At 72.0% G+C, this 26,337-nt stretch carries 24 protein-coding genes and 3 pseudogenes; 6 read left to right on the top strand and 21 right to left on the bottom strand.

The annotated features are described in order from the left end of the window. Nucleotides 1-5: 5 nt before the first annotated feature. Together BJF80_RS09740 and BJF80_RS09745 are read right to left on the bottom strand one after the other, a co-directional pair. Nucleotides 6-1,151 (bottom strand): ThiF family adenylyltransferase, encoded by a 1,146-nt coding sequence (locus BJF80_RS09740; RefSeq protein ID WP_075813209.1) that lies wholly within the window; start codon nucleotides 1,149-1,151, stop codon nucleotides 6-8. A 43-nt stretch (nucleotides 1,152-1,194) separates the two neighbouring features. After that, nucleotides 1,195-1,893 (bottom strand): glycosyltransferase family 2 protein, encoded by a 699-nt coding sequence (locus BJF80_RS09745; protein WP_143554067.1) that lies wholly within the window; start codon nucleotides 1,891-1,893, stop codon nucleotides 1,195-1,197. A 309-nt stretch (nucleotides 1,894-2,202) separates the two neighbouring features. Between BJF80_RS09745 and BJF80_RS09750 the strand changes: the two genes are divergently transcribed. Next, on the top strand, nucleotides 2,203-2,874 hold the full coding sequence (locus tag BJF80_RS09750; protein WP_075813213.1) for a response regulator transcription factor: 672 nt from the start codon (nucleotides 2,203-2,205) through the stop codon (nucleotides 2,872-2,874). Nucleotides 2,875-2,881: 7 nt separating this feature from the next. Here BJF80_RS09750 and BJF80_RS09755 read toward each other — a convergent pair whose 3' ends face one another. Together BJF80_RS09755 and BJF80_RS21585 are read right to left on the bottom strand one after the other, a co-directional pair. Beyond that, a complete protein-coding gene (locus tag BJF80_RS09755; protein WP_237767529.1) occupies nucleotides 2,882-4,621 on the bottom strand; it encodes an alpha-amylase family glycosyl hydrolase in 1,740 nt (579 codons plus the stop codon). 79 nt (nucleotides 4,622-4,700) lie between these two features. After that, the gene (locus BJF80_RS21585; RefSeq protein WP_414899290.1) at nucleotides 4,701-4,817 is read right to left on the bottom strand and encodes a VOC family protein; all 117 of its coding nucleotides are present in this window, start codon (nucleotides 4,815-4,817) and stop codon (nucleotides 4,701-4,703) included. A gap of 100 nt (nucleotides 4,818-4,917) precedes the next feature. On the opposite strand from BJF80_RS21585, the gene BJF80_RS09760 reads away from it, so the two are divergent. After that, nucleotides 4,918-6,159: a multidrug effflux MFS transporter gene (locus BJF80_RS09760; protein ID WP_075813215.1), complete on the top strand. Its 1,242-nt coding sequence runs from the start codon at nucleotides 4,918-4,920 to the stop codon at nucleotides 6,157-6,159. 99 nt (nucleotides 6,160-6,258) lie between these two features. Here the strand turns inward: BJF80_RS09760 and BJF80_RS09765 are convergent, their stop codons facing one another. The 6 genes and pseudogenes from BJF80_RS09765 to BJF80_RS20115 form a co-directional block, all read right to left on the bottom strand. Continuing rightward, a complete protein-coding gene (locus tag BJF80_RS09765) occupies nucleotides 6,259-6,708 on the bottom strand; it encodes a hypothetical protein (protein WP_075813217.1) in 450 nt (149 codons plus the stop codon). A 37-nt stretch (nucleotides 6,709-6,745) separates the two neighbouring features. Beyond that, entirely contained in the window at nucleotides 6,746-7,093 is a 348-nt protein-coding gene (locus tag BJF80_RS09770) for a formate dehydrogenase subunit delta (RefSeq protein ID WP_075813219.1), read from the bottom strand. Then, on the bottom strand, nucleotides 7,090-10,806 hold the full coding sequence (gene fdhF / locus BJF80_RS09775; RefSeq protein WP_237767530.1) for a formate dehydrogenase subunit alpha: 3,717 nt from the start codon (nucleotides 10,804-10,806) through the stop codon (nucleotides 7,090-7,092). Before fdhF ends, BJF80_RS09770 begins: the two co-directional genes overlap by 4 nt. 98 nt (nucleotides 10,807-10,904) lie before the next feature. Beyond that, nucleotides 10,905-11,393: pseudogene (locus BJF80_RS20105) on the bottom strand (formate dehydrogenase); the annotation flags it as partial. Beyond that, nucleotides 11,315-11,611 carry a thioredoxin domain-containing protein gene (locus tag BJF80_RS20110; protein ID WP_237767531.1) on the bottom strand — a complete coding sequence of 99 codons (297 nt, stop codon included), beginning with the start codon at nucleotides 11,609-11,611 and terminating at the stop codon, nucleotides 11,315-11,317. The gene BJF80_RS20110 and the pseudogene BJF80_RS20105, both read right to left, overlap by 79 nt. Then, on the bottom strand, nucleotides 11,608-11,874 hold the full coding sequence (locus tag BJF80_RS20115; RefSeq protein ID WP_237767532.1) for an NAD(P)H-dependent oxidoreductase subunit E: 267 nt from the start codon (nucleotides 11,872-11,874) through the stop codon (nucleotides 11,608-11,610). Before BJF80_RS20115 ends, BJF80_RS20110 begins: the two co-directional genes overlap by 4 nt. A 464-nt stretch (nucleotides 11,875-12,338) precedes the next feature. Between BJF80_RS20115 and BJF80_RS18840 the strand changes: the two genes are divergently transcribed. Beyond that, nucleotides 12,339-12,500, top strand: coding sequence for a hypothetical protein (locus BJF80_RS18840; protein WP_158068512.1), 162 nt, complete (start codon nucleotides 12,339-12,341; stop codon nucleotides 12,498-12,500). Between the two features lie 33 nt (nucleotides 12,501-12,533). On the opposite strand, the gene BJF80_RS09790 is transcribed toward BJF80_RS18840, so the two are convergent. Next, nucleotides 12,534-13,346 (bottom strand): MOSC domain-containing protein, encoded by an 813-nt coding sequence (locus BJF80_RS09790; RefSeq protein ID WP_075813221.1) that lies wholly within the window; start codon nucleotides 13,344-13,346, stop codon nucleotides 12,534-12,536. Between the two features lie 60 nt (nucleotides 13,347-13,406). Between BJF80_RS09790 and BJF80_RS09795 the strand changes: the two genes are divergently transcribed. Then, nucleotides 13,407-14,675 (top strand): Nramp family divalent metal transporter, encoded by a 1,269-nt coding sequence (locus tag BJF80_RS09795; protein ID WP_075813223.1) that lies wholly within the window; start codon nucleotides 13,407-13,409, stop codon nucleotides 14,673-14,675. A 138-nt stretch (nucleotides 14,676-14,813) separates the two neighbouring features. Beyond that, on the top strand, nucleotides 14,814-15,245 hold the full coding sequence (locus tag BJF80_RS09800) for a pyridoxamine 5'-phosphate oxidase family protein (RefSeq protein WP_083673614.1): 432 nt from the start codon (nucleotides 14,814-14,816) through the stop codon (nucleotides 15,243-15,245). A 14-nt stretch (nucleotides 15,246-15,259) separates the two neighbouring features. Here BJF80_RS09800 and BJF80_RS20120 read toward each other — a convergent pair. Then, nucleotides 15,260-15,391, bottom strand: a pseudogene (locus BJF80_RS20120) (sulfite exporter TauE/SafE family protein); the annotation flags it as partial. Between the two features lie 202 nt (nucleotides 15,392-15,593). Then, nucleotides 15,594-17,567: an acetate--CoA ligase gene (gene acs, locus BJF80_RS09805; RefSeq protein ID WP_075813227.1), complete on the bottom strand. Its 1,974-nt coding sequence runs from the start codon at nucleotides 17,565-17,567 to the stop codon at nucleotides 15,594-15,596. Between the two features lie 231 nt (nucleotides 17,568-17,798). Here acs and BJF80_RS09810 point away from each other — a divergent pair, with 231 nt between their 5' ends. Then, entirely contained in the window at nucleotides 17,799-18,626 is an 828-nt protein-coding gene (locus tag BJF80_RS09810) for a SurA N-terminal domain-containing protein (protein WP_075813229.1), read from the top strand. A 9-nt stretch (nucleotides 18,627-18,635) separates the two neighbouring features. Here BJF80_RS09810 and BJF80_RS09815 read toward each other — a convergent pair whose 3' ends face one another. From BJF80_RS09815 to BJF80_RS09850, 8 genes and pseudogenes are all read right to left on the bottom strand, one after another. Beyond that, entirely contained in the window at nucleotides 18,636-20,147 is a 1,512-nt protein-coding gene (locus BJF80_RS09815; RefSeq protein ID WP_022925864.1) for a sodium/solute symporter, read from the bottom strand. Nucleotides 20,148-20,150: 3 nt separating this feature from the next. Next, a complete protein-coding gene (locus BJF80_RS09820; RefSeq protein ID WP_075813231.1) occupies nucleotides 20,151-20,525 on the bottom strand; it encodes a hypothetical protein in 375 nt (124 codons plus the stop codon). Beyond that, nucleotides 20,522-21,283 (bottom strand): LytR/AlgR family response regulator transcription factor, encoded by a 762-nt coding sequence (locus BJF80_RS09825; protein WP_083673615.1) that lies wholly within the window; start codon nucleotides 21,281-21,283, stop codon nucleotides 20,522-20,524. The genes BJF80_RS09820 and BJF80_RS09825 overlap by 4 nt, the downstream gene beginning before the upstream one ends. Before the next feature lie 40 nt (nucleotides 21,284-21,323). Beyond that, a complete protein-coding gene (locus BJF80_RS09830) occupies nucleotides 21,324-21,719 on the bottom strand; it encodes a type II toxin-antitoxin system VapC family toxin (protein WP_075813235.1) in 396 nt (131 codons plus the stop codon). 27 nt (nucleotides 21,720-21,746) lie between these two features. Then, nucleotides 21,747-21,929: a type II toxin-antitoxin system Phd/YefM family antitoxin gene (locus BJF80_RS09835; RefSeq protein ID WP_083673589.1), complete on the bottom strand. Its 183-nt coding sequence runs from the start codon at nucleotides 21,927-21,929 to the stop codon at nucleotides 21,747-21,749. A 39-nt stretch (nucleotides 21,930-21,968) separates the two neighbouring features. Continuing rightward, on the bottom strand, nucleotides 21,969-23,183 hold the full coding sequence (locus tag BJF80_RS09840; RefSeq protein WP_022925869.1) for a histidine kinase: 1,215 nt from the start codon (nucleotides 23,181-23,183) through the stop codon (nucleotides 21,969-21,971). Nucleotides 23,184-23,273: 90 nt separating this feature from the next. Then, nucleotides 23,274-24,824, bottom strand: a complete 1,551-nt coding sequence (locus BJF80_RS09845; protein WP_083673590.1) for an NCS2 family permease — start codon at nucleotides 24,822-24,824, stop codon at nucleotides 23,274-23,276. Continuing rightward, a pseudogene (locus tag BJF80_RS09850) lies at nucleotides 24,805-25,863 on the bottom strand (guanine deaminase); the annotation flags it as partial. The pseudogene BJF80_RS09850 and the gene BJF80_RS09845, both read right to left, overlap by 20 nt. Nucleotides 25,864-26,337: the final 474 nt, after the last annotated feature.

A 26,337-nucleotide genomic window follows, 5' to 3' on the forward strand; every position in this document is an offset into this window, starting at 1 on the left:
GTCGCTCAATAGCTCGGCAGGCTCGGGTCGACCTGCTCGATCCAGCCGAGGATGCCGCCGCTCATGACGCTGACGTCCTCCCGGCCGAGGCGGACGAGGTGCGCCGCGGCCCGCTGCGCGCGGGGGCCCGCCTTGCAGTAGACGACGACCGGGCCCTCCGGCAGGTGGTGGTCGAGATCGTCCCAGTTGAGCACCTCCCCCACCGGCACCAGGAGCGCGCCGGGCAGCGTGCCCAGCTCGTGCTCGGCAGGCTCGCGGACGTCGAGGAGGGTCGGCGCGCCGGAGCGGAGATCCGGCGCGAGGAGGCCTTCGACCTCGCGCGGCGAGACCTCGGGCAGCGGCACGATCTCGCGGACGTGCTCGCGCTCCACCGGCTGCACGACCGCCCCGACCGGGCGCAGCGGCACCTCACGGGTGCGCTGGGACAGCGCGTCGATCAGCAGCACCCGCCCGACCAGCGGCTCACCGAAGCCGCAGAGCAGCTTGACCACCTCGGCCGCCATGATCGAGCCCACCTGTCCCACCAGCGCGCCCAGCACGCCGGCCTCGGAGCAGCTCGGCACGTCCTGCGGCCGGGGCGGCACCGGGAAGAGGTCGCGCAACGAGACCGCGTCCTCGATCCCCGGCACGAAGGTGGACACCTGCGCGTCGAAGCGCAGGACGGCTGCCCAGACCAGGGGGATCCCGAGCGCGCCGCAGGCGTCGGAGACGGCATACCGCGTGGGGAAGTTGTCGGCGCCGTCGAGCACCACGTGGTGGCCGCGCAGCAGGTCCACCGCGGTGTCCGCGTCGACGCGGGTGTGCCGGACCTCCACCGAGACGTCCGGGTTCAGCCCCCGCACGAAGGCGGCGGCGGACTCGCCCTTGGGGGTGCCGACGGCGTCGGCGCGGTGGATGACCTGCCGCTGCAGGTTGGTGGCGTCGACGTCGTCGTCGTCGATGATCGTGAGGTGACCGACCCCGGCGGCGGCGAGGTAGGCCAGCACCGGGCTGCCCAGCCCCCCGGCCCCGACCACCGCCACCCGTGCGGCGAGGAGCCGGCGCTGCGCCGCCATGCCCATCCCCGGCACCAGCAGGTGCCGGGAGTAGCGCGACACCTGGTCGGGCCGCAGCGCGGGACCGGGCCCGACGAGGGGCGGGAGGCTGGTCATGGCTCCAGTGTGCCCGCTGCTGCCAGGACGGCCGATGCCGGTCTCAGCGGCGCGGCGGGTCGGGGATGCGGCCCGACCCGTCCCGCTGGATGATGCCCTCGGCGACCAGCCGGGTCAGCCACGGGTGGTCCGGCTCCTCGTCCCACCGCTCGCGCCAGGTCGCGGCGTGCCGGCGGGCATACCGAGCCTCCTCCTCGGGGGTGAGCGGCTCGGTCGGCTGACGGTAGGACTCGGCCCCGCCGACCCATGCCAGCGAGCCGCCAGCCCGGTCCAGGACCCGGGCGAAGTCCGCGGTCTCCAGGCCGGGCCCGGCGTAGTCGGCGCAGAACCCGCCGACCTCGGCGTAGTCGTCAGCGCTCATCGCGAAGCTGCCCGGGGAGAACAGGTGGGACCGCTCCTCGACCCGGATCTCGCCGGGAGCGAGCACCGGCGCGCCGGGAGCCCGCCGGCTCAGCTCGTCCAGCTTCTGCAAGGGGTAGCCGACGGCCGGGTTGGCGACCGGCGGCAGACGGAGCACCGGCGAGCACCAGACGACCGGGCCGTCGGGTATGCCGGAGGTGTCGCGCTCGGCGACGGCCCGGGCATACCGCTCCAGGGTCCGGGGGCCGGGGATGACGGAGGAGTGCAGGAAGACGAGGATGTCGCGCCCGCGTCGACGGCCAGCTCGGCCGCGAGGTTGCGTGCTGCCGCGTAGGGCAGGGCGCGACGGTCGGTCTGCACAGGCTTGACGACGGTCTGCCACCGGTCGGTGCCCAGCGGCAGTCGTCCACGGGTGAGATCGCGGTCCCCCATGGAGATCACGACGTGCACCGCAGGTGGCGTGGTGCCGACGGAGAGTCCGTCGACCTGCGCCAGCAGGTGGTCGTGATGTCCGCGCGACATCGTCAGTGCAGCAACGGTATCGGGCACGGCCGAATCATAGGCATTGCCGCCACCTAGCCACCACATCCGAAAGGGTGAGATGCGCGGGAGGCGCGCTGACCTCCGACGACGGGGGCCCCGGTGACGGCTCACCGCGCCCGCCCGGGGGCGGCGGCGTACAGTCTGGGCCATGGTCGCCGGTTCCCCGCTGCGGGTGGCCCTGATGAACGACTTCGAGGTGGTCGTCCGGGGCCTCCAGGCCATGCTGGCACCCTTCGAGGACCGGGTCTCCGTCGTCGAGATCGGCGCCCAGGTCGACGTGAGGCAGTCCGTCGACGTCACGCTCTACGACACCTTCTCCGAGCCCCAGGTGGACGGCGAGGACTTCGACGGCGTCCTGGAGAGCCCCAACCCGGGAGCCGTCGTCGTCTACACCTGGCACCTCGACCCGGCACTGATCGAGGTCGCCATGGCCAAGGGGTGCCGGGGATACATCGGCAAGACCGTGAGCGGCGCCGAGCTGGTCACCGCCCTGGAGCGGGTGGCGTCCGGCGAGGTCGTGGTCGAGCCGGTCACGAGCCAGCAGCCCGAGCCTGAGCCGCACTCCCCCGGCGACTGGCCCGGCCGGGCCGAGGGGCTCTCCGCCCGGGAGGCGGAGATCGTCAGCCTCATCACCCAGGGCCTGACCAACAACGACATCGCGCTGCGCAGCTATCTGTCGATCAACTCGGTCAAGACCTACATCCGCACGGCCTACCGCAAGATGGGCGTGACCCGGCGCTCGCAGGCGGTGCGCTGGGGCCTGGAGCACGGGATGACCCCGGACGAGATGCGCCGCCAGGTCCCCGACCAGTCGCCCTGAGCAGGCCTCAGGCGAGCGAGTAGATCACGACCGAGTAGGGCCCGAGGTCCAGTGTGCCGTGCCCGTCACCTGCGTCGATGTCCGGTGTCGCGTGGTCGCCGAAGAGCTGGCTGTAGGCCCGGGCGTCGCTGTTGAAGCGCACGCGCCAGTGCCCGCCCGGCAGCTCGACCGGGCGCTGGACGGCGTGCGCGGAGAGGTTGATCGCGACCAGGACGTGCTGCCCGTCGCCCGTGGACCGGACGTAGGCCAGCACGTTGGCGTCCTCGTCGGCGGCGACGACGTTGGTGTGCGGTCCGGCGAGGCCGGCGCTGACCCCGTCGGCGTCGAGCCGCAGCCGGATCAGGTCCCGGAACATCTGGGTGATGTCGCGGAAGGCCCACGCTCGCTCCCAGTCCAGCGGCACGTTGTCGCGGAACCACTCGTCCTCGAGGAACTCCTGCCCCTGGAACAGCATGGGCAGGCCCGGCGCGGTGAGCACCAGGGCCGCGCCGAGGGTGGCGCGCTTCTGGGCGTTCCACCCGCTGGGGTTGTCGCCCTGGACCTCGGAGGTGATCCGCGCCTTGCCGTTGGACACCTCGTCGTGCGACTCGGTGTAGATCACCCGGTCGAAGGCGTGCTGATAGGTATGCGTCACGGCGGCCGCGACCGCGGCGATCGAGCGGTGCGCGTCGTCCTGGGTGATGAGGGCCTCGCGCACCGGGTGCACGAACTTGGTGTCCCACTGGGCGTGCATGGCCGCGCCACCGGGCTCGGTGGAGGTGACCGCCGCGACCCCGTGGAGGTCCTCGGCGATGACGAGGTGCCGGGGGAACTCAGCGCGGACCATCTCACCGATCCGGCGCATCATCTCCCAGCCCTCGGGGATCTCGTCGCCGTGCGTCCCGTCGACCCGACGCATGTAGGGCGTCATGTCCAGCCGCAGCCCGTCCGCGTGGTAGTCGCGCAGCCACATGCGGGCGTTGTCGAGGATGAAGTCGCGGACCTCCTGCCGCCCGTAGTCGGGCCGGGTGTCGCCCCACGGCGTCGAGGAGCGGTGGTCGTTGTAGAAGTAGATGCCGCCCTTGCCGTTCTCGGACCAGCCGTCGAACTGCCAGGTCGGCAGGTCCGAGGGGCCGAAGTGGTTGTAGACCACGTCGACGTAGACCGCGAGGCCGCGCTTGTGCGCCTCCCGCACGAAGGTCTTGAGGGCCTCGGGCCCGCCGTAGCTGGACTCGACGGCGAAGACGTGGGCCGGGTTGTAGCCCCAGGAGTAGTCGCCGGCGAACTCCATGAGCGGCATCAGCTCGATGGCGTTGACCCCGAGCCCGACGAGGTAGTCGAGCTTGCCCATGAGGTCGCCGAGGTTCGCCGGCCGGCCGTCCTCGGTGGCGACGAAGGACCCGATGTGGGTCTCGTAGATGACCGTCTCGTGCTGACGCGGCGGCGTGAAGTCGTCGCCCTCCCAGTCGAAGGCGCCGTGGTCGTAGAGCAGGCCGTTGCCGACGGAGTTCGTCACCGCCAGCGCCCGCGGGTCGATGCGGTGGAAGCTGTGCTCGCCGTTGCTCACGAGCAGCTGGTACTCCTGCCACATCTGCGCGCCCGGGACCTCGGCATACCAGTGGCCGTTGCCCTCGTGCTCCATCCCGTGAGCCTCGGGGTCCCACCCGTTGAAGTCACCGATGACGCTCACGCCGGTGGCGTTCGGTGCCCAGACGCGGAAGGCGTAGCCGCCCTCGATCGGGATGGCTCCCATGCCGGCGACGCTCACGGACTCTCCTTGCTGCTGGGGTCATGACGAGAGGGCGCGGAGCCGTCGTGGCCGCGCCCTCGAGCCATGATGGTACCCCTCAGGCCCTCGCGGACCCCTCCTGCGGGGCGGCCTGCATGACCATGAAGGCGGCGCCCTGCGGGTCGGCGACCGTGGCGAGACGACCGACACCGGGCATGTCGTCGGGGCCGTGCACGAGGCTCCGCCGAGCTCGGCGACCCGCTCGATCGCGGCGTCGGCGGCATCATGACCGTGCCGCCGACACCCGTCCACAGTCCCGGCACTACCGTGACCGGGTGACCACCAGTCCGCCGCAGCCGCAGACCGGCGCGACGGCATACCCTCGGCGCGCCACGCTCTTGGTCACGACGACGCTCGCCGCGCTGGCGATGATCGGTCCGTTCACCATCGACACGGTCTTCCCCGGCTTCGAGGCGATCGGGCGGGACTACGAGGTCGACGCGACCGCGCTGCAGCAGATCACCTCGATCTACCTCATCAGCTTCGCGGTGATGAGCGTCTTCCACGGCCCGATCTCGGACGCGCTCGGGCGCAAACCGGTGATGATCGGCGGGCTGCTCGGGTATGTCGTCGCCTCCGTCGTCTGCGCGCTCGCGCCCAGCTTCGGGGTGCTGCTCGCGGCCCGGGTGATGCAGGGCCTCTTCGCCGGGGCGGCGACCATCGTGAGCCGGGCGGTGATCCGCGACCTCTTCTCCGGCGCCGAGGCGCAGAAGCTCATGGCGCGGGTGATGATGATCTTCGCCATCGCGCCCGCGATCGCGCCGGTCATCGGGGGCGAGATCCTGCGCTTCGGGCCGTGGCACTGGATCTTCTGGTTCGTCGCGGCCTACGGGATCGCGGCGGCGGTGCTCACCGCGGTGGTGCTGCCGGAGACGCACCCGCCGGAGCGACGCAGTTCGCTGCGGGTGGGCTCGGTGCTCGGGTCGCTGTGGGGCGTGGCACGGTCCGGACGCTTTGAGCGGCTGGCCTTCTCGGCCGCCTTCGTCTTCGCCTCCTACTTCCTGTATGTCGTCGCCGCCCCGATCATCGTCGTCGACCTCCTGGGGCGCGGCGAGCAGGACTTCTGGATGCTCTTCGTGCCGATGATCGGCGGCATGGTGACCGGCTCGATGCTCACCAACCGGCTGGCCGGGCGGGTGGACCCCGGGCCGATGGTGGACGTGACGATGGTGGTCCTGCTCGGCGGGACGCTGGTCAACGTCGTGCTCTGCTGGCTCGCGCCGGGCCTGCCGTGGGCCGTCGTCGGGCCGGCGCTGATGGGCGCGGCGATCGGCGTGGCCTTCCCGGTGCAGCAACTGGCGATGCTCGACCTCTTCCCGGAGCAGCGCGGCGCCGCCGCGTCGATGGCCTCCTTCGCGGCGCTGGTCTTCAACGCGCTGCTGGCCGGGCTGATCTCGCCGCTGGTCACGGGCACCCTGCTCAGCACCGCCGTGACCAGCACCTGCTTCGCGCTGCTCGGCGCGGGCCTGTGGGCCTGGCACCGCCGCGCCACGGCGGGGGGTCCGCCCGCCGGCTGAGGTGGCCTCTCGCACTGAGAGCCGGTTCGTCACACCGGAGCCTCTTCGAGGAGGCTCTGATGCGACGAAGAGGATGTCAGTGGACGAAGCGGCTGCCAGTCAGCGCAGGTTCCGGGTCGACCGAGCCACGAGCACACCGGCAGCCAGCCCGGGCAGGGTAGCCAGTGCCAGCGGGACGAGCATCCAGGACGTGCCCGCGACCTCTACGCCCCCCGCCTGGACCAGATAGGTGAAGAGCAGGACCGTCGCGAGCGCCCAGATCCCGGCTGTCAGCACCAGCGCCGCCCACCAGTGGGCACGCCGGCCCGACACGGCCGGCAGCACGACCGCACAGAGCAGGCCCGAGATCGCCCCCAGCAGCGCATACACCGCCGCTCCGTACAGCATCCCGAAGACGGTCAGCCCGACGTCGGGGTCCTCGCCGCGAGACTCGACCAGCACGAGGATCGCCAGCACGGCACCGGTGACCATCCCTACGAGGACGCCCCAGCCCAGCCCGGCGAAGGCATATCTCGGCTCGAACCACTGCCGCCGCACCGCTTCGGTCATGGGGCAGTCTGCCCGCGCGCCCGTGTCAGCACCGGGATCACCCGCCGGAGGGCTCGGCGACCTCGCCGCGGTCGATCTCACCCTGGCGGTAGAGCGCGACGCCGGCGCGCAGCAGCTCGTCCATCGACTCGCCCCGCTCCATCCGCCCGACGATCGAGGCCCGCATGCGCGGGTCCCAGAACTTGCGGATGTGGGTGGCGATCTCCTCGGCGGCGCGCTCCGGCGGGTGGTGCGCCATCGCCCGCGCGATGTCCTCGCCCATCCGCACCTCGGCGGGCTGGTGCTGACGGGTATGCACGTCGACGTCTTCCCCTGTCGGCGGGCCCTGGTCCGGGCTCGGGTCGGCGTCGGTCGGGGCGTCGAGGTCCGGCTCGCGCCGGCTCACCGGCGCGCCCCCACCACGTCGACCGCCGGGTCGACCGGCTCGTGCCCGTCGCTGACCTCGGCCGCCTCCGCCGCATCGTGCTCCCGGCCCGCGTTGGCGACCCCGACCTGCACCGCCGTCACCTTGTACTCCGGGCAGTTGGTGGCCCAGTCGGAGTTCTCCGTCGTCACGACGTTGGCGCCGGTCACCGGGTGGTGGAAGGTCGTGTAGACCACACCGGGCTGCATCCGCTCCGACACCAGCGCGGTGAGCGTCGTCGCCCCGACCCGGCTCGCGAGCTCGACCCGGTCGCCGGTCCTGATCCCCCGCATCTCGGCGTCCGCGGGGTGCACCTCGAGCACGTCCTCGGGGTGCCAGGAGGAGTTGGCGGTGCGGCGGGTCTGCGCCCCGACGTTGTACTGCGACAGGATCCGCCCGGTGGTGAGGATGAGCGGGAACCGCCGGTTGGTCGTCTCGGTCGTGGGCACGAAGACGGTCGGGACGAGCTTGCCCTTGCCGCGCACGAAGGCGTCGACGTGCATCGTGGGCGTGCCCTGCGGTGCGCTGTCGTTGACCGGCCACTGCATCGAGCCCTCGGCGTCGAGCCGGGCGAAGCTGACCCCGGCGAAGGTGGGTGTCGTCGAGGCGATCTCGTCCATGATCTCCGAGGCGGAGGCATACTCCATCGGATAGCCCATCGCCGTCGCGATCTCGCACACGACCTTCCACTCGTCCTTGCCGACCCGGCTCGGCATGACCGGACGCACCCGCCCGAGCCGCCGCTCGGCGTTGGTGAACGTGCCGTCCTTCTCCAGGAAGCTCGAGCCCGGCAGGAAGACGTGGGCGTAGCGCGCGGTCTCGTTGCGGAAGAGGTCCTGGACCACGACCATGTCCATGCTGGTCAGCGCGGCGCGGACGTGCTGCAGGTTGGGGTCGGACTGGGCGATGTCCTCGCCGTGCACGAAGAGCCCCTTGAAACTGCCGCCGATCGCGGCGTCGAACATGTTGGGGATCCGCAGCCCCGGCTCGGGGTCGAGGGTGACGCCCCACCGGTCCTCGAAGATCGAGCGGACCTCGGGCAGCGAGATGTGCCGGTAGCCGGGCAGCTCGTGCGGGAAGGAGCCCATGTCGCAGGAACCCTGGACGTTGTTCTGGCCGCGCAGCGGGTTGATGCCGACGCCGGGGCGGCCGATGTTGCCGGTGACCATCGCGAGGTTGGCCATGCCCATGACCATCGTCGAGCCCTGGCTGTGCTCGGTGACGCCGAGGCCGTAGTAGATCGAGCCGTTGGGGGCGTCGGCGTAGAGGCGCGCGGCGGCGCGGACCTGCTCGGGGTCCAGCCCGGTCGCCTCGGCGGTCGCCTCCGGTGAGTTCTCCGGCGAGCGGATGAAGTCGAGGTAGGCCTCGACATCCTCGCAGCGTTCCTCCAGGAAGCCCTTGTCGTGCAGGCCCTCGGTGACGACGGTGTGCGCCATCGCGTTGACGAAGGCGACGTTGGAGCCGGGCCGCAGCGGCAGGTGTGCCGACGCCTCGACGTGCGGGGTGCGCACGAGGTCGATCTGGCGCGGGTCGGCGACGATGATCTGCGCGCCCTCGCGCAGCCGCTGCTTCATCCGTGAGGCGAAGACGGGGTGCGCGTCGGTGGGGTTGGCACCGATGAGCAGGACGACGTCGGTCTCCTCGACCGAGGCGAAGTCCTGCGTGCCGGCGGAGGTGCCGAAGGTCTGGTTGAGGCCGTAGCCGGTCGGGCTGTGGCAGACCCGGGCGCAGGTGTCGACGTTGTTGTTGCCGAAGGCGGCACGCACCATCTTCTGGACGACGTAGACCTCCTCGTTGGTGCAACGGGAGGACGAGATGGCTCCGATGCTGCCGGCCCCATGACGGTCCTGGATCGCGCGGAAGCCGTCGGCGACCCGCGCGATCGCCTCCTCCCAGCTCACCACCCGCCACTCGTCCTCGATCGTGTCGCGGACCATCGGCGACATCTGCCGGTCGGCGTGGTCGGTGTAGCCGTAGGCGAAGCGGCCCTTGACGCAGGAGTGGCCCTCGTTGGCCTTGCCCGCCTTGAGCGGCATCATCCGCACGACCTCGGTGCGGGTCTCGCCGGTCTCCTGGTCGCGCGAGTCGGTGACCTCGGCGCGGAAGGAGCAGCCCACCCCGCAGTAGGCGCAGGTCGTCTCCACGACGCGCTTGGGCATACCGAGGGAGATGACCGACTTCTCGGTGAGCGCGTCGGTGGGGCAGGCCTGGACGCAGGCGCCGCAGGAGACGCACTCCGAGCCGAAGAAGTCGGTCGGCCCGGGCGCGATGCGCGAGGCGGGCCCGCGGCCCTCCACGGTGAGCGCGAAGGTGCCCTGGATGTCGGAGCAGGCGCGCACGCAGCGCGAGCAGGCGATGCAGGCGTCCGGCTCGTAGTCGAAGTAGGGGTTGGAGGTGTCGCGCTCGCCGCGGTCGAGCGGGTCGGGCAGCCCGTAGCGCACCTCGGCGACCCCGGTCTGGCGGGCGAGCGCCGCGACCTCGCAGGAGCCGCGGGCGCAGCCGGCGCAGTCGGTCGGGTGGTCGGAGAGATAGAGCTCCATGACCCCGCGCCGCAGCTGGCGGACCTCGTCGGTGTCGGTCCGGACGACGGCCCCGTCGGAGCACGGCGTGGTGCAGGACGCGGGCTTGCCCTTGCCGTCCTCGATGTCGACGAGGCAGAGGCGGCACGAGCCGAAGGCCTTGAGCGAGTCGGTGGCGCACAGGCTGGGGATCTCGACGCCGGCCTCGCGGGCCGCGCGCATGACCGAGGTGCCCTGGGGCACGGTGACCTCGCGGCCGTCGATGGTCAGGGTGACGGTCGTCCCGCTGCGCATTTCGGGGGTGCCGAAGTCGGGCTCGGGCAGGTATGCCGCGCCCGTCGCCCCGTCGGTGGCACCAGGGGTGACCCCCGGCATACCGGTGATGTCGCCCTCGCGGCTGGCCTGCCCGAGCCGGCTCGCGACCTGCTCGGCGGTGGGGATGGTGGCGGTCATCGCGGGCTCTCCGAAGTCCTCCGGGAAGTGGGTGAGCGCGCTGCGGACCGGGACGGGCGTGAGGCCGCCCATGGCGCACAGCGAGCCGGTGGTCATGGTGGCGCAGAGGTCCTCGAGGAGGACGAAGAGCTGGTCGCGCCCCTCGGCGCCGGCGGGCGTGCTGGTGATCTTGTCGATCGTCTCGACGCCGCGGGTGGAGCCGACCCGGCAGGGGGTGCACTTGCCGCACGACTCCTTGGCGCAGAACTCCATGGCGAAGCGGGCCATCCGCCCCATGTCGACGGTGGCGTCGAAGACGACGACGCCGCCGTGGCCGAGCATGCCGCCGGCCTCGGCGAGCTCCTCGTAGCCCATCGGGACGTCCAGCCTGTCGGCCGGCAGGTAGGCCCCCAGCGGCCCGCCGACCTGCACCGCGCGGACCGGACGGCCGGTTCGGGTGCCGCCGCCGATGTCCTCGACGAGCTCGCGCAGCGTGATACCGAGCGGCGCCTCGAAGACGCCGCCGCGGGCGATGTTGCCGGCCAGCTGGAAGATCTGGGTGCCGCGCGAGCGGCCGACACCGCGGTCGGCATACGCCCTGCCGCCGTCGGCGAGGATCGTCGGGATCGCCGCGAAGGAGAGCAGGTTGTTGACCACGGTCGGACTGCCCCAGAGGCCGTGCAGCGCGGGGATCGGCGGCTTGGCGCGGACCTCGCCGCGACGGCCCTCGAGGGACTCCAGCATGGAGGTCTCCTCGCCGCAGATGTAGGCGCCGGCGCGACGCGCACCTGGAGGCGGAATGCCCGGCCGCTGCCGGCGACGTCGTCGCCGAGGTAGCCGTGCTCGGCAGCGACCGCGATGGCGTCACGGAGCCGGGCGATGGCGTCGGGGTACTCGCTGCGGCAGTAGATGTAGCCCTCGGTCGCGCCGACCGTGACCGCCGCGATGGTCATGCCCTCGACGAGGGTGAACGGGTCGGCTTCGGCGAGGATCCGGTCGGCGAAGGTGCCGGAGTCGCCCTCGTCGAGGTTGCAGGCGACGAACTTCTGGTCGCTGTCCGCCTCCAGGACGGTGCGCCACTTGATGCCGGTGGGGAAGCCCGCGCCGCCGCGGCCGCGCAGGCCCGAGGTGAGCACTTCCTCGACGACCTCGGCCGGGTCGAGCTCGAGCGCCCGCCGGAGCCCGGCCCAGCCGCCCTGGGCCTCGTAGGCGCCGAGGTCGGTCGGCTCGGCCAGCCCGATCCGCGCCAGGCTCACCCGGTCCTGCCCGGTGAGCCACGGGTCGTCGTCGACCACCCCGATGCAGGTCTCGTGATCGGCGCCGGTGAGCATCCCCGCCCCGACCAGGTCGGGTATGCCGTCGGCCGTGACCGCGGCGTAGCCACCCGCCCGCGCTCGGTCTCGACCTCGACGAGCGGCTCGCGCCAGAGCATGCCCCGGGTGCCGTTGCGCCGGACGGTGACTCCCTCGACCTGCGCGAGGGCCGCGGCGACCTCGTCGGCACCGACGGCGCGGGCCGAGGAATCCTGCGGCACCCAGACGGTGGTCATGGGGACCACCCCGACTCCGCGGCGGCCAGGTCGTCGGCGGTGACACGACCCCGGAGGCGCCCGTCGACGCTGGCGCTGGGTCCGAGCGCGCAGTTGCCGAAGCAGAAGACCTCGCGCACCTCGACGTCGTCCCGCCCGGCGAAGCGCTCCTGCGCCGCGGTGTAGAGGTCCGCGGCACCGACCGCCTGACAGGCCTCGGCACGGCATACCTGCACGGTGTGCTCGGGCGGTGGGGTGCGCCGGAAGTCGTGGTAGAAGCTCACCGTCCCGTGGACCTCGGCGACCGAGAGGTTGAGGACGTCGGCGATCTCGGCGACGTCCTCGTCGCGACGTAGCCGTGCGCGGCCTGCACGGCGTGCAGGATCTCCAGGAGCGGCCCCCGCTCCCCCGCCTGTCGCGCCGCGATCTCCCGGACTGACTCCGCCCGGGCCGACCGGGGCGTCATCTCCTCGGTCTGCTGCCGACCAGCACGTGGCACGTCGTGCCTCCCGTCGTTGGGTATGCCCCAACTCTACGTCGCCTCGTTCCTGGCGTGCCACAAACGGCCGAGACGCCCGCACCGTCCACGTCACTGAGAACCGGATCGACAAGAGAGCGTTCGGTAGTCGAGCTGGACCCACGATGTGTCTTGGCGTCGGGATAGTCCTCTGGACGGGGGCCTCCGCGTGGGCACTCTGGCTGGTCATCAGCGCAGGCGGGCGCGCCAAAGCTCTCATGAATCCGTGTGATGCCTTCCCTTTCCGCCGCGAATCTTCGGAGTGCCCGCTTCGAGGTGGACTGGTCCGAGCGCCACAGCTTCGAGGGCTACGAGCGGTTCCACTGCCGGGACGGTTTCGACAACCGGATCGAGCTCATGGCGCCGGGGCAGGAGCGGAGCGGGCGAGCCTGACGGTGACGCTGCGGGACGGCGTCCCGCGACGACTCAGCCGGGAGCGACCTCGTCGCCGACCGTCACCTGCGCCGGCGCGTCGTCCAGCCCGACCGGCACGAGCCTGATGCCGAACCACGTCTTGCCGTCCCACCGGCGGTGCTGGGCCAGCGTCCGGATCGGCTCCTTGCCGGTCTCCAGCGTCTCGCCGTCGATCTGCGTCATGACGCACCGGTCGCACAGCTCGGTGCGGCGGTAGCGGACCTCCCCGATCGTCACGAACTCCCAGTCGTCCTCGGCGAAGGCGCTCTCCCCGTCGATCACGACGTTGGGCCGGAACCGCGACATCGGCACCGGCTCGCCACCTCCCCCGAGGATCCAGTCGCCCACCCGCGTCAGCGACACCTCGCTGGTCAGCAGGATCGGCCCGGCGTCGGCGAGCGACATGGCCTCACCCTCCTGCCCACCGTGCGCGCCGGAGATGCGCCGCACGGCCGGGTCCTCCTGCCAGACCAGCCGCAGCTCCCGCCCGACCTTCTCGGAGATCCACTCGCTGACGTCCGCGTCCGCGGGCGGCGCGAAGCCCTGCCGCGAGTGGCCGACCGCCACCACCGGCACCCCGAGCGGGGTCTCCACCAGGATCGAGTCACCGTCACGCGCGGCGATCCGGATCGTCTCCTCGTCGACCTGTCGCGCGGTCAGCCCCAGCAGCCCGTGGCACTCGCGCGCGGTCACCGGGAAGCCGTCGGGACCAACCACGCCCCAGCGCCGGTCCCCCGCCAGCCCCCACGGCTCGACGCCCGAGGTGTCCACCGCCTCCCCGGCGAAGGACTTGACGGGATACCTCCACAGCTCGGTCACGCGCATACCTCAGCCTGCCACGCGCCCGTCCTGCGCTGGTCGACGCGCACCCGGTGTACAGGACCCATGACGACGCAGTCTCAGACCGCCCCCGACTCCCGCGCCGGGTGGAGCCTGGTCGGCCCCGGCCTCATCGTCGCCGCGACCGGTGTCGGCGCCGCCGACCTGGTGGCGACGGTCATCGCCGGGCAGCGGTTCGGGTATGCCCTCCTCTGGGCGGTCATCGTCGGCTGCCTGATGAAGGTGGTCCTGGTGGAGGGCGCCGGCCGCTACTCGCTCGCCACCGGCAACACGATCTACGAGGGCTGGGCGACGCTCGGCCGCTGGACGACGTGGTACTTCGCGCCCTACATCGTCATCTGGGGCTTCGTCTACGGCGCCGCCGCCATGGCAGGGACGGGACTGCCGCTCGCGAGCCTCTTCCCGGCGCTGTCCGTCACCTGGTGGGGCATCCTGTCCGGCCTCGTCGGTGCGGCGCTGGTGTGGTTCGGCCGGTATGCCCTCTTCGAGAAGGTCTGTGCGGCGCTGGTCGGCCTGATGTTCGTGACGATGTTCGTCGCCGCGCTGCTCACGCTCCCCAACATCCCCGAGCTCGTGACCGGCCTCGTCCCCCGGATCCCCGAGGGCGGGCTCATCAACGTCCTGTCCGTCGCGGGCGGGGTGGGCGGCACGATCACGCTGGCCGCCTACGGCTACTGGATCCGGGAGAAGGGGTGGACCACCCCGGGGCACATGCGGGTCATGCGGCTCGACAACGCCGTCGCCTACACCGTGACCGGCATCTTCGTCATCTCGACCCTGATCGTCGGCGCCGAGCTGCTCTACTCCGCCGGCATCGCGGTCGAGACCGGCGACGAGGGTCTGCTCGACCTCTCCGAGGTGCTCCGGGACCGCTATGGCGCGTGGGCCGGCACCGTCTTCCTCGTCGGCTTCTGGGCCGCCGCGATGAGCTCGCTGGTCGGCGTGTGGAACGGCGTCTCGATGATGTTCGCCGACTTCGTCGGCCACGCGCGCAAGCTGCCCAAGGACGACCCGAGCGTGCGCCTCGGCGGGACCTGGTACAAGGCCTACATCCTCTGGCTGACCTTCCCGCCGATGATCATGCTCTTCCTCGGCCGCCCGGTGTGGCTCATCCTGGCGTACGGCGTGCTCGGCGCCTTCTTCATGCCGTTCCTCGCCGTCACCCTGCTCTGGATCCTCAACACGGCCCGGACCCCGAAGGAGTGGCGCAACGGCCCGGTCGTCAACGTCCTCATGGGCGTCTGCGCCCTGCTGTTCGCCTGGCTCGCGGTCACCCAGGTGCAGGGCGCCGTCGAACGGGCCCTCGGAGGGTGACCCCGCAAGCGACCGGCCGGGGGGCCGTCCGGTCGCCGGCCGGGGGCCCGGCCAGGGTGTGAGGTCCGGGACCTACGGCCGGGGCGATGTACGACCTCAAGTAGTAGCATGGTCGTAGTCGGACGACAGGAGCAGATGATGAGCGACTCGCCCACGACCACCCTCTCCGAGCGGGAGTGCTGGGACCTCCTCGGCCAGCACGAGTTCGGCCGCCTGGCCCACCACCTCACCGACGAGGTGCACATCGCCCCGGTCAACTACGCCGTCGACCGGGACCGCCTCGTCTTCCGCACCGCGGAGGGCTCCAAGCTGCTCGGTGTGGTGATGGACTCCGACGTCGCCTTCGAGATCGACCAGGTCGACGACGACGCGGAGACCGCCTGGAGCGTCGTCGCCCGCGGCACCGCGGGCATCCTCGAGGGGCAGGAGGCCCGCGAGGTCGACAACCTGCGGCTGCGGCCGTGGGTCGGCACGGAGAAGTTCAACGTCGTCGCGATCACCGTGACGGAGGTCAGCGGGCGCAGCTTCGCTCTGAGCCGGCCGTGGAGGCATCTGCGGCGGCACGGCTGACGCGCAGCGCCGCCACGACGTAGCTCACCGCGCCCAGCCAGACCGCGACGACCACCGGCCGGACCCCACCCGCCCCCTCCGGTGGCGTCGGGGAAGCCGGCGACGAGCCCGAGCGAGGCGAGGAAGCGACGGCGCAACGGCTGGCCCCGGCCGCCGACCAGATCGCCGTCGGCGACGTCATCCGCGCCGTCGACGGCACGTTCGCTCCCCCGGTGTCCGCGCTGCTGGACCAGCCGGACGCCTGGGAGAGCCGCTGAGGCGCGGCGACCGGGAGCCTCCACGTCACGGGAGAGCCTCCTCGCGGAGGCTCTCCTGTGTCATGCCGGCGCTCAGTGCGTGCGAGGCTCCTCAGTCGCCGGAGTCCATGCCCTTGCTGATGAGGTCCATGACCGAGGAGTCGGCCAACGTGGTGACGTCGCCCACCTCGCGGTTCTCGGCGACGTCCTTGAGCAAGCGGCGCATGATCTTGCCCGAGCGGGTCTTGGGCAGCTCGGGCACGACCATGATCTGACGCGGCTTGGCGATGGCGCCGATCTCCTTGGCGACGTGCTGGCGCAGCTCGGCCACGAGGTCCTGCCCCTCGCCGGCCTCGTCGGCCTCCTCGACAGCCTCCTGCCGCAGGATGACGAAGGCGCAGATCGCCTGACCGGTCGTCTCGTCCGCCGCACCGACGACCGCCGCCTCGGCGACCTTCGGGTGGCTGACCAGCGCCGACTCGATCTCAGCGGTCGACATCCGGTGGCCGGAGACGTTCATGACGTCGTCGACCCGGCCGAGCACCCAGATGTTGCCGTCCTCGTCCAGCTTGGCACCGTCCCCGGCGAAGTACATGTCCTCGAACCGGCTCCAGTAGGTCTCCTTGTAGCGCTCCGGGTCGCCCCAGATCCCGCGCAGCATCGACGGCCAGGGGTCGGTGACCACGAGGTAGCCGCCGGACCCCTTCTCCACCGGCTGCCCCATGTCGTCGACGACCACGGCGTTGATGCCCGGGATGGGGTGCTGGGCCGAGCCGGGCCGGGTCTCGGTGACGCCGGGGATCGGGGAGATCATGATGCCGCCGGTCTCGGTCTGCCACCACGTGTCGACGATCGGGCAGCGGCCCCCGCCGATGACCTCCCGGTACCACATCCACGCCTCGGGGTTGATCGGCTCACCGACCGACCCGAGCAGCTTGAGGCTGGAGAGGTCGAACTTCTCCGGGATCTCCTTGCCCCACTTCATGAAGGTCCGGATGGCCGTGGGCGCGGTGTAGAGGATCGTCACCTTCTTGTCCTGGACGATCTCCCAGAACCGGCCCTGGTGCGGGGTGTCCGGCGTGCCCTCGTACATCACCTGGGTCGCGCCCAGCGTCATCGGCCCGTAGACGATGTAGGAGTGCCCCGTCACCCAGCCGACGTCGGCGGTGCACCAGTAGACGTCGGTCTCCGGGTGGATGTCGTGCACGACGTGCGAGGTGTAGGCCGTCTGCAGCAGGTAACCCCCGGTGGTGTGCACGATGCCCTTGGGCTTCCCGGTCGTGCCGGAGGTGTAGAGGATGAACAGCGGGTGCTCGGCGTCGAAGGCCTGCGCCTCGTGGGTCGCGTCGGCCGCCTCGAGCGCCTCGTGCCACCAGACGTCGCGGCCCTCGGTCCACTCGACGTCCTGCTCGGTGCGTCGCACCACGAGGACGTGCTCGACGGGGGTGTCCCCCTCCAGCGCGCCGTCGACCACGGACTTGAGCCCGGAGGGCGTGCCGCGGCGGTAGCCGCCGTCGGCGGTGATGACGACCTTGCTGTCGGCGTCGGCGATGCGGCTGCGCAGGGCGTCGGAGGAGAAGCCGCCGAAGACGACGGAGTGCGGCGCGCCGAGCCGGGCGCAGGCCAGCATGGCGACGGCGGCCTCGGGCACCATCGGCAGGTAGATCATCACCGTGTCGCCCTCGCCCACGCCGAGGTCGGTGAGCGCGTTGGCGGCCCGCTGCACCTGCTCGTGCAGCTCGGCATACGTGATGTCGCGGGTGTCGTCCTCGGGCTCGCCGACCCAGTGGATCGCGACCCGGTCGCCGTGCCCGGCCTCGACGTGCCGGTCGACCGCGTTGACGCAGGCGTTGAGCCGGCCGCCGACGAACCACTTGGCGAAGGGCGCCTCGGACCAGTCGAGCACCTGGTCGAAGTCGGTCTCCCAGTCCAGGTAGGTCCGCGCCTGCTCGGCCCAGAAGCCCTCCCGGTCCTCCCGGGCCCGGTCGAACAGCTCGCTCGAGCCGTTGGCCTGGGCGGCGAACTCATCGCTCGGGGCGAAGGTGCGCTCCTCGTGCAGCAGGTTGGACAGTCCCTCGTCGGACATCGGTGCTCCTCGCGCTCGGGGTCGGTCCCGAGTATGCCGTGCCCCACCCCCGGGGCGCAGGTCCGGCCGGTCACCGGGTGCTGATCCTGCGGCGAGCGGCGCCCGACGCGCGCCCGGCGGCCGGCATCCTCCGCACCTGCGTGAAGCCTGGGAGAATCCCGGGTGGGTCACCCATGCGGGCGTGCTAGTTTCCGCGGCTTGCACACCCGCACCCGACCAGGGAGATGGACGATGTCCGCTCGACGGAAGCTCGCCACGATCAGCCTAGGCCTGACCATCAGCCTCGCCGGCCTCACCGCGTGCAGCACCGACGGCGGTGGCGACGGCGACGCTGCCGCCGCGAGCAGCAGCAGCCCCGCGCCGGACGACGCCGCCAGCAGCAGCGCAGCGCCGGAGCTCCCAGAGGCCATGCCCGAGCCGGACCTGAGCGAGGTCCCGGACCCGGTCGCCACGGTCAACGGGGAGGACGTGGCCAAGGACGAGTTCGCCACCTACTACGAGAGCCAGTTCGCCAGCGCCTCCGGGCAGGCGCAGATGAGCGGCGAGGAGCTGGACACCGAGCAGCTCCAGGCCGACACCCTCGACACCGTCGTCGACAGCGTGCTGCTGCGGCAGGCGGCGGAGGAGGCCGGCCTCGAGCCCACCGAGGAGGAGGTCGACGGGCTGCTCGAGGAGCTCGCGACCGGCAACGGCCTGGAGTCCGTCGAGGAGTTCCTCGGCGTCCTCGAGGAGCAGGGCATGGACGAGGAGACGGCGCGCCGGGAGGCCAGCGCCCAGCTCGCGATCCAGGCCTACGTCGAGGAGGAGGCGCAGGTCGAGGACCCCTCGGATGAGGAGCTGCGGGACTACTACGACGAGCTCGTCGCCCAGCAGGAGGAGGCGGCCCCCGAGGGTGAGTCGGGCGCGAGCGGCACCGCTGCCCCGGAGCCCGAGATCCCCGAGTTCGACGAGGTCAAGGACCAGCTCGCCGAGCAGCTCCGGGCCGAGGAGCAGGCCGCCGCCACCGACGAGCTCATCGCGGCCCTGCGCGAGGACGCGGAGATCACCAGCCACCTCTGACCCGCCAGGTCAGACCGTGAGGTCCTCCGGGGTGTGCAGCCGCACCAGCGTGCGCGCCGCTCCCGGGGGGATCCCGGACGGGGTGAGCAGCGAGACCCCGACCATCACCCCGCAGACCAGCGGCACGATCCAGGCCGCCGGCTGGGCCAGCAGGGCCGAGGCCCACCCCTGCGACCCCTCGGCCAGCACGGTGCTGGCGACCGCACCGGTCGCCAGCACCGTGCCCGTCACGAGCCCGGCGGTCGCACCCTGCACCGACAGCCGGGGCCACCACACGCCGAGCGCCAGGAGCGGGAAGAACGTCGAGGCCGCGATGACGAAGGCCAGCGTCACGAAGGCCGCCAGCGGCACCTCGGGGAAGACCCCGACCCCGGCCACCGGCACGAGCACGGCCAGCACCGCGGCGATCCGGAAGCCGGCGACCTCCGAGGCGTCGCCCGGCACCACCCGGGCCAGGACCGGCCGCACGACGTCCTGGTTGAGCACGCCGGTCACGGCGAGAGCCAGCCCGGAGGAGGTGGAGAGGAAGGCCGCGAAGGCCCCGCCGGCCAGGGCGGCGAGGAGGAGCTCCGCGCCCAGCCCGGGCAGCACCTCCGCGGGGAGCCGCAGCACCACCGTGTCCGGCCGCTCCCCCGCTCCCAGGGTGGGCAGGTAGGCCCGCCCGAGGAGGGCATACACGACGGTGACGACGTAGAACAGGCCGAGCAGCACGAGCACCCGCACCGTGGTGCGGCGGGCGGCGGTGCCGTCGGGGTTGGTGTAGTAGCGCACGACGACGTGCGGCAGCCCCATCGTCCCGAGCGCCAGCGCGAGCACCAGCGACAGGGTGCGGTAGAGCGCGTGCCCACCGCCCGCGGGGCCGCCGCCCGGCAGCACCCAGCTCTGCGCGACGTCCAGGCCGGGCCCCTGGCTGCCCCACCACACGGCGAGCAGGATGCCCGCGGGGACCGCGAGCGCGGTGAGCTTGATCCAGTACTGCACCGCCTGCACCAGGGTGATCGAGCGCATACCCCCTGCCGCGACGGACAGCACCACGACGACCACGACGACGACCGGACCCAGCCACAGCGGCGCGCCGGACACCAGCCGGAGCGTGAAGCCGGCGCCCTGCAGCTGCGGCACGAGGTAGAGCCAGCCGATGAAGACGACCAGGACCGAGCACAGGTGGCGCACCAGGCGGGACTCGAGCCGGGCCTCGGCGAAGTCGGGCAGCGTGTAGGCCCCCGAGCGGCGCAGCGGGGCGGCGACGAGCACGAGCAGCACGAGGTAGCCGACGGTGTAGCCGATCGGGTACCACAACGCGTCCACGCCCTGGTCGTAGATCAGCCCGGCGACGCCGAGGAAGCTGGCGGCGGAGAGGTACTCCCCGCCGATCGCGGCGGCGTTGCGCTGCGGCGAGACCGCGCGGCCGGCGACGTAGAAGTCGCTGGTCCGCCGAGACAGCCGCAGCGCGAAAGCGCTCAGCGCGACCGTGACCAGGCAGACGAGCAGCACGGCGCCACCGGCGAGGCTGGCGGCCACGGCTCAGCGCTCCTGCGCGGTCGCGGAGAGCCGGCGCTCGACCCGGGTCGCCGCCCGGGTGTACCACGCGGCGAGCGCGACGAGGACGGGATAGACGAGGACCGCGAGCACCGGCCAGACGACGGGGACCCCGGCGAGCCGGACGTCCCGCGCGGCAGGCAGGACGGCATACAGGACGGGTATGCCTCCCAGGACCAGCGCGAGCCCGGCCAGCACGAGCAGCGCGAGCCGGAGCTGGGCCCGCAGCAGACCACGCAGGTAGAGCTCACCGGCCCCGGTCTGCTCGACGAGGGACGCGGCGAGCGGACGGCGGCGTGCGGTGGTGGCGCCCCGGCGGGAGGAGGTGACGCGGACCCGCGCGCCGTGCTGCCCGCTCATCCGCCGGTCGCGAGCACCCGCTCGCGCACCGCCCGTGCGTGCCGGCGGGCGACCGGCAGCTCGGGGCCGTCGGGCAGCAACCGGAGCGCGAGCCGGCCCTGCCCCTGGCGGACCTGCCCGACGTGGGCGAGGTTGACGAGGGTGGAGCGGTGGATGCGGACGAAGCCGGCGTCGGCCCAGCGGGTCTCCAGCGTGGTGAGCGGCACCCGGAGCAGGTGCGAGGCTGAGCCGGTGAAGAGCCGCACGTAGTCGCCCTGGGCCTGGACGTAGCGGACCGCGGAGCGGCGGACGAACCGCGTGACGCCACCGAGCTCGACCGCGATCCGCTCCTCGGCCGGATCACCGGGCCCGCCTGACGCGGGGTCGGGAGCCTGCGCGGATCCGGTCGCGCTGCGCTGGGCCAGCGCCGCGACGACCCGGTCGACCGCCTGCGCGAGCCGCGCCGGGGGGACCGGCTTCATGACGTAGTCGACCGCCTGCACCGCGAAGGCGTCCACGGCGTGCTCCTCGTGGGCGGTGACGAAGACGACGAGGGGCGGGTGCTCGGACCGGGCGACCACCCGGGCCAGCTCCATGCCGTCGAGACCCGGCATGGAGATGTCGGAGAAGACGACCTCGACCTTCCCGCCCTCCAGCACCCGCAGAGCGTCGGCACCGGAGCCGACCGGCTGCACGCTCTCGCACCGCCCGTCCCGCTCGAGCAGGAAGGTCAGCTCGGAGAGGGCAGGCGGTTCGTCGTCGACGACGAGAGCGCGCATGCCGGCCATCGTAGGGCGGCGCACACGGGGCGGCGTCGGGTCACACCATCCAGAGGCGGGGTGCGGGCAGTTGCCTCATCGCGCTGTCCCGGGTCACCAGGGTCGCGGACTCGACGATGCCCTGGGCCACGAGCAGCCGATCGAATGGGTCACGGTGCTGCCAGCTCATGGACCCCGCCAGCAATGCATGCGTCCCGGTGATGGGAAGCTCTTCGGCACCGATGTCGGCCAGGCGGCGCGCCCAGGCGTCCACCAGCCCCGGGGCGACCAGCTTGCCGAGTCGCACCTTCGTCGCTACCTCCAGGGCCGACACTGCGGAGACGAGCAGGACGTTGCGACGGTCGGCGAGGTGGCTTCGCTGCTCCTCGTCCAGCTGTCCAGGATCCCCGATCAGCCACAGCAGTACGTGGGTGTCCAGCAGGTACGTCACTCCCACCGGTCGAGCTCCTCCTCAGGGAGCGAGTCATCGAAGTCCGCCGGAACGGTGATCTCCATGGGGCCGAGCGCGCGGCGGCGCAGCGACGACCGGTCGCAGCTCGGCGATCGGGACTCCCGCCCGGGAGATGGTCACCCGCTCTCCCGCCTCCACTCGGGCCAGGAGCCGCGACAGATGCGTCTTGGCCTCTTGGACATTGACAGTCTTCATGCTTCTAGTCTGGTTGGTCTGGTCAACGTGGTCAAGAGCTCATGCGTCCGGGTGGACGCCGGGGGCATACTTCGGCACCCGGAACGTCACCTTGGTGCCCAGGCCGGGAGCGGTCTCGACGACGAGGCCGTGGTCGTCGCCGTAGACCTGGCGCAGCCGGGCGTCGACGTTGCCCAGGCCCATCCCCTCGCCGCCGCTGCCGTCCGCCGCCGCGGACTCCCCGTCCAGGGCGCGCCGGACCAGCTCGGGGTCGGAGCCGACGCCGTCGTCCTCCACGGCGATCTCGGCCAGGTCGCCGAGGTCGGTGCCGGTGATCGTCACCGTGCCGACCCCCTCCTTGCCGGCCAACCCGTGCCGCACGGCGTTCTCCACCAGCGGCTGCACCGCGAGATAGGGCACCGCGACCGGCAGCACCTCCGGAGCGATGAGCAGATTGACCCGCAGCCGCTCACCGAAGCGCGCCTGCTCCAGCACGAGGTAGCGCTCGACGTTGCGCAGCTCGTCGGCGAGGGTCGTGTAGACGCCGCCGCGGCGCAGGGCATACCGGGTGAAGTCGGCGAACTCGAGCAGCAGCTCGCGCGCGCGGTCGGGGTCGGTGCGCACGAAGGAGGCGATCGCGCCGAGCGAGTTGTAGATGAAGTGGGGGCTGATCTGGGCGCGCAGGCTGCGCAGCTCGGCCTCCATCGCCCGGGTCCGCTCGCGGTCGAGCTCGCCCAGCTCGAGCTGGCCGCTCACCCAGGTGGCGAGCTGCTCGGTCGCCCGGGCCAGGCCCGCGGAAGGGCGCGGGGAGTATGCCGCGAGCGCGCCGATGACGCGGTCGTCGACCACGAGCGGGGCGACGACCCCGGCGCGGACCGGGCACTCCGGCACCTCACACGGCAGGTCGGCCCGGGTCAGGACGGCCACGTCACCGCTGGCGAGGACCCGGGCGGCGTGACCCGCGGCCTGCTCGCGGTGATGGTCCCCGAGGCCGGACCAGGCCAGCGCCTGCTGGCTGTCGCAGACCGCGAGCGCGGTCGCGCCGAGCATGGTGCGCAGGTGCCGGGCGGCGGGGTCGGCGTGGCTCTCGGTGAAGCCGGCGCGCAGGCTTCGGCCGGCCTGGGCACCGGAGCGCAGCGTCTCGTAGGTCTGCTGGTCGGTCTCGGAGAGAAAGCCGCGGGCCGTGCGGCGCCGCCACCACCACGCGACCAGGTGCACCAGCACGACCACGGCGAGCACCAGCAGGGCGGTGGGCAGGTGCAGGTCGCCGGGCATGGCCGGACCTACTCGCCGAGGGATCGGCGGCAGGGTCCGGTCACAGGGCCTGCCAGGTCGCCGCTGCGCCCGGCCGGGCATCGACGAGGGCTACTCGCCGAGCCAGACGTAACGGGCCAGCAGCAGCGCCGCGACGATGTAGAGGATCCAGTGGACCTCCTTGGCCTTGCCGGTCAGGGCCTTGATCGCGCAGTAGCTGATGATGCCCATCGAGACGCCGTTGGCGATGGAGAAGGTCAGCGGCATCACCATGATCGTGAGGAAGGCAGGCACGCCCTCGGCCACCTGGTCCCACTCGATGTGCCGGATACCGTCCATCATCAGCGCGCCGACGAGCACCAGGGCCGGTGCCGTCGCGGCCCCCGGGACCACCCCGGCGAGCGGCCACAGGAACAGCGAGAGGCCGAAGAGCAGCCCGGTCACGGTGGCGGTGAGGCCGGTGCGCCCGCCCTCCTCGATGCCGGACGCGCTCTCGACGTACGCCGTGGTCGTCGACGTCCCCATCGCGGCGCCGAATGTGCAGGCCAGGCCGTCCATGGAGAAGACCGTCTTGGCGCGCGGCATGTCACCCTTCTCGTCCAGGTAGCCCGAGCGCTGGGCCAGGCCGGTCAGCGTGCCGGTGGCGTCGAAGAAGTCCACGAAGAAGAAGGTGAAGACGACGCTGAGCAGGCCGAGGCCGAGCGCGCCCATGATGTCCATCTGACCGACGAGGTCCGAGGGCCACACCGGCGCACCGACGATGCCGTCGGTGAACCCGCCGAAGGCCGCCGGGGACCCGTCCGCTCCCGTGTAGACCTCGGCCCGGGTGACGATCGCCAGCAGCGAGGTCACGAGGATGCCCCAGAGGATCGCGCCCTTGACCCGCAGCTGCAGCAGCACCGCGGTGAAGATGAGGCCGATGACCGCCAGCCAGGCGCTCGGGGCTCCCAGGTCGCCGAGCCCGACGAGGGTGGCCTCGTTGGCGACGACGATGCCGGCGCTGCGCAGCCCCAGCAGGGCCAGGAAGGAGCCGATGCCGGCGGTGATCGCCAGCTTGAGCCCCATGGGTATGCCCTGGACGATCGCCTTCCGCACACCGAGCACGCTGAGCATGACGAAGAGGACGCCGGAGATGAAGACGGCGCCGAGCGCGGTCTGCCAGGCCACTCCCATCCCGAGGACGACGGTGAAGGCGAAGAAGGCATTGAGCCCCATCCCGGGAGCCTGCGCGAAGGGGTAGCGCGCGATAAGCCCCATGACGAGCGAGCCGAACATCGCGGCGATGCAGGTCACCGAGAGGAGCTGGACGAAGGTGGTCGGGCCCACGTCGATGGCGTTGCCGAGCACGTTGGGGTTGACGAAGATGATGTAGCTCATCGTCAGGAAGGTCGTCAGCCCCGCCCGCAGCTCGATCGGCACGGTGGAACCCGAGGAGCTGATGCCGAAGAAGCGGTCGAGCCCGTTCTTGGGCTCGGTGGGCGCGCCGGCACGTGCTGCGTCGCTGCCCCGGACGAGCCCGCCGCGGTGGTCGGCCTGCTGCGCGGCGACCTCGGCCCGCGAGGTGTCGTGGGTGCCGGTGTCGAGCTGGTCGGGGGTGGCCGAGTGCGGATCGGCCAGCGAGCCGCCCTCGGTGGGCGGACGGTCAGGGTCGTGCGTGGACATGGCTGCTCCTTGGGGTATGCGTGGTGCTGGCAGGTGCGTGGCCGGCCACGAGCCGGCCCCCCACCCAGGTGGCGGCGACGTCTCCCGGGGTGCCCAGGACGAAGATCCGGGCCAGCCTCTCAGAGTCTCCGGGCGCGTGCCGCAGTGCCGTGTCCAGCGTGCTGCCGGCGGGCGGTGCGAGCCAGGCCGCGTCGAACTCCTTGCCGACGCCGAAGTCGCCGACCTGCTTCCCGAGACCGAGCGCGCCGGCCCCGGCGGCGGTGGCGAGGTAGAGCAGGTGCGCGGGGGTGAGCGGCACCCCGTCGGCGCCGAGCAGCTGCTGGAGGTAAAAGGCCTGCAGGCCCTCCTTGAGCATGTTGAACCCGGCACCGGCACCGACGTCGGACCCCAGCGCGACGGCCACCCTGGCGTCGAGGTGGCGCCGCAGCGGGAACATCCCGCTGCCGAGGGCGGCGTTGCTCGTCGGGCAGTGCGACACCGCGGCACCGCTGGCGGCCAGGAGACGCAGCTCGTCCTCGCCCGGGATGACGTTGTGCGCCAGCACCGAGCGGGGACCGACCAGCCCGTGCCGGGCATACGTGTCGAGGTAGTGCTGACAGGTCGGGAAGAGCTCGGCGACGGTGCTGATCTCGCGCAGGTTCTCGTTGATGTGGCTGGTGAACCACAGATCGTCCCGGCTGCGCAGCAGGTCCTCGCAGACGCTCAGGATCGCCTCGCTGGTGGACAGCGAGAAGCGGGGGGTCACGGCATACCGCAGCCGGCCCTGCCCCGCGCCGTGCCAGCGCTCGATGAGGGCGGCGCCCTCGGCGGCGGCGGTCGCGGGGTCGGTGTGCAGCTCCGGGCGCAGGAGCCGGTCGGAGAGCACCTGGCCTGCGGTGATCCGCAGCCCTGAGCGCTCAGCCCGCTCGAAGAGCGCTTCGACGGCGGGCGCGAAGTGCGAGCCGAAGACGAGCGCGGTGGTCGTCCCGGCCATCGCGAGCCCGTCGAGGAACTCACCGGCGACGGCCGCGGCGTAGTCGCGGTCGGCCAGCCGGGCCTCCTCCGGGAGGGCGCACTCCTAACGGCCCTTTCAAGACCTGACGGACAGAAGTCTGTGAAAATCCTTTTCCGTCATGTGGAGTCGCGCGGTCGGTTGGGCTGCTCAAAAGTCGCCCCGCTCACGGGTACCGAGCCGCTGACCCTTTCGGGCCGGGCTTTCGAGCACATGCTGTCGTCGCGGGACGGGAGCACGCGGCTGAGCCGCGCGCCGGTCCACGACGCCGGCAGCGGGGACACTCTGAGCCGACTCGTCAACTGAGAGCCCCTTCGTCACTCGACAGACCGTCCGTTGACGAACCGGCTCACAGACAAGACGTCCGATCGGGACCGGGGTTGCCTGACTCGAAAACGGTCGTCACCGCGCCGCCAGAACTTGAATCCGTCATGCGAGTAAACGAGAGGTTATGAGTCGATCCCGGGCAACTCGATGGGAGGGCTACCCAGGTCATCCGCCGACCTATGCATGGATCCACCG

Source organism: Serinicoccus sp. CUA-874 (assembly GCF_001942225.1).
In the GTDB taxonomy this organism is placed as follows: domain Bacteria; phylum Actinomycetota; class Actinomycetes; order Actinomycetales; family Dermatophilaceae; genus Ornithinicoccus; species Ornithinicoccus marinus.

Bases quoted from the DNA above. Each gene is read 5' to 3' on its own strand.
- BJF80_RS18840 (WP_158068512.1), top strand. From the start codon at position 12,339: ATGCCTTCCCTTTCCGCCGCGAATCTTCGGAGTGCCCGCTTCGAGGTG.
- BJF80_RS09750 (WP_075813213.1), top strand. From the start codon at position 2,203: ATGGTCGCCGGTTCCCCGCTGCGGGTGGCCCTGATGAACGACTTCGAG.
- BJF80_RS09795 (WP_075813223.1), top strand. From the start codon at position 13,407: ATGACGACGCAGTCTCAGACCGCCCCCGACTCCCGCGCCGGGTGGAGC.
- BJF80_RS09740 (WP_075813209.1), bottom strand. From the start codon at position 1,151: ATGACCAGCCTCCCGCCCCTCGTCGGGCCCGGTCCCGCGCTGCGGCCC.
- BJF80_RS09820 (WP_075813231.1), bottom strand. From the start codon at position 20,525: ATGAGCGGGCAGCACGGCGCGCGGGTCCGCGTCACCTCCTCCCGCCGG.
- acs (WP_075813227.1), bottom strand. From the start codon at position 17,567: ATGTCCGACGAGGGACTGTCCAACCTGCTGCACGAGGAGCGCACCTTC.
- BJF80_RS09765 (WP_075813217.1), bottom strand. From the start codon at position 6,708: ATGACCGAAGCGGTGCGGCGGCAGTGGTTCGAGCCGAGATATGCCTTC.
- BJF80_RS20110 (WP_237767531.1), bottom strand. From the start codon at position 11,611: ATGACCACCGTCTGGGTGCCGCAGGATTCCTCGGCCCGCGCCGTCGGT.
- BJF80_RS09800 (WP_083673614.1), top strand. From the start codon at position 14,814: ATGAGCGACTCGCCCACGACCACCCTCTCCGAGCGGGAGTGCTGGGAC.
- fdhF (WP_237767530.1), bottom strand. From the start codon at position 10,806: ATGCTGGAGTCCCTCGAGGGCCGTCGCGGCGAGGTCCGCGCCAAGCCG.
- BJF80_RS09840 (WP_022925869.1), bottom strand. From the start codon at position 23,183: ATGCCCGGCGACCTGCACCTGCCCACCGCCCTGCTGGTGCTCGCCGTG.
- BJF80_RS09825 (WP_083673615.1), bottom strand. From the start codon at position 21,283: ATGCGCGCTCTCGTCGTCGACGACGAACCGCCTGCCCTCTCCGAGCTG.
- BJF80_RS09790 (WP_075813221.1), bottom strand. From the start codon at position 13,346: ATGCGCGTGACCGAGCTGTGGAGGTATCCCGTCAAGTCCTTCGCCGGG.
- BJF80_RS09845 (WP_083673590.1), bottom strand. From the start codon at position 24,824: ATGTCCACGCACGACCCTGACCGTCCGCCCACCGAGGGCGGCTCGCTG.
- BJF80_RS09835 (WP_083673589.1), bottom strand. From the start codon at position 21,929: ATGAAGACTGTCAATGTCCAAGAGGCCAAGACGCATCTGTCGCGGCTC.
- BJF80_RS09810 (WP_075813229.1), top strand. From the start codon at position 17,799: ATGTCCGCTCGACGGAAGCTCGCCACGATCAGCCTAGGCCTGACCATC.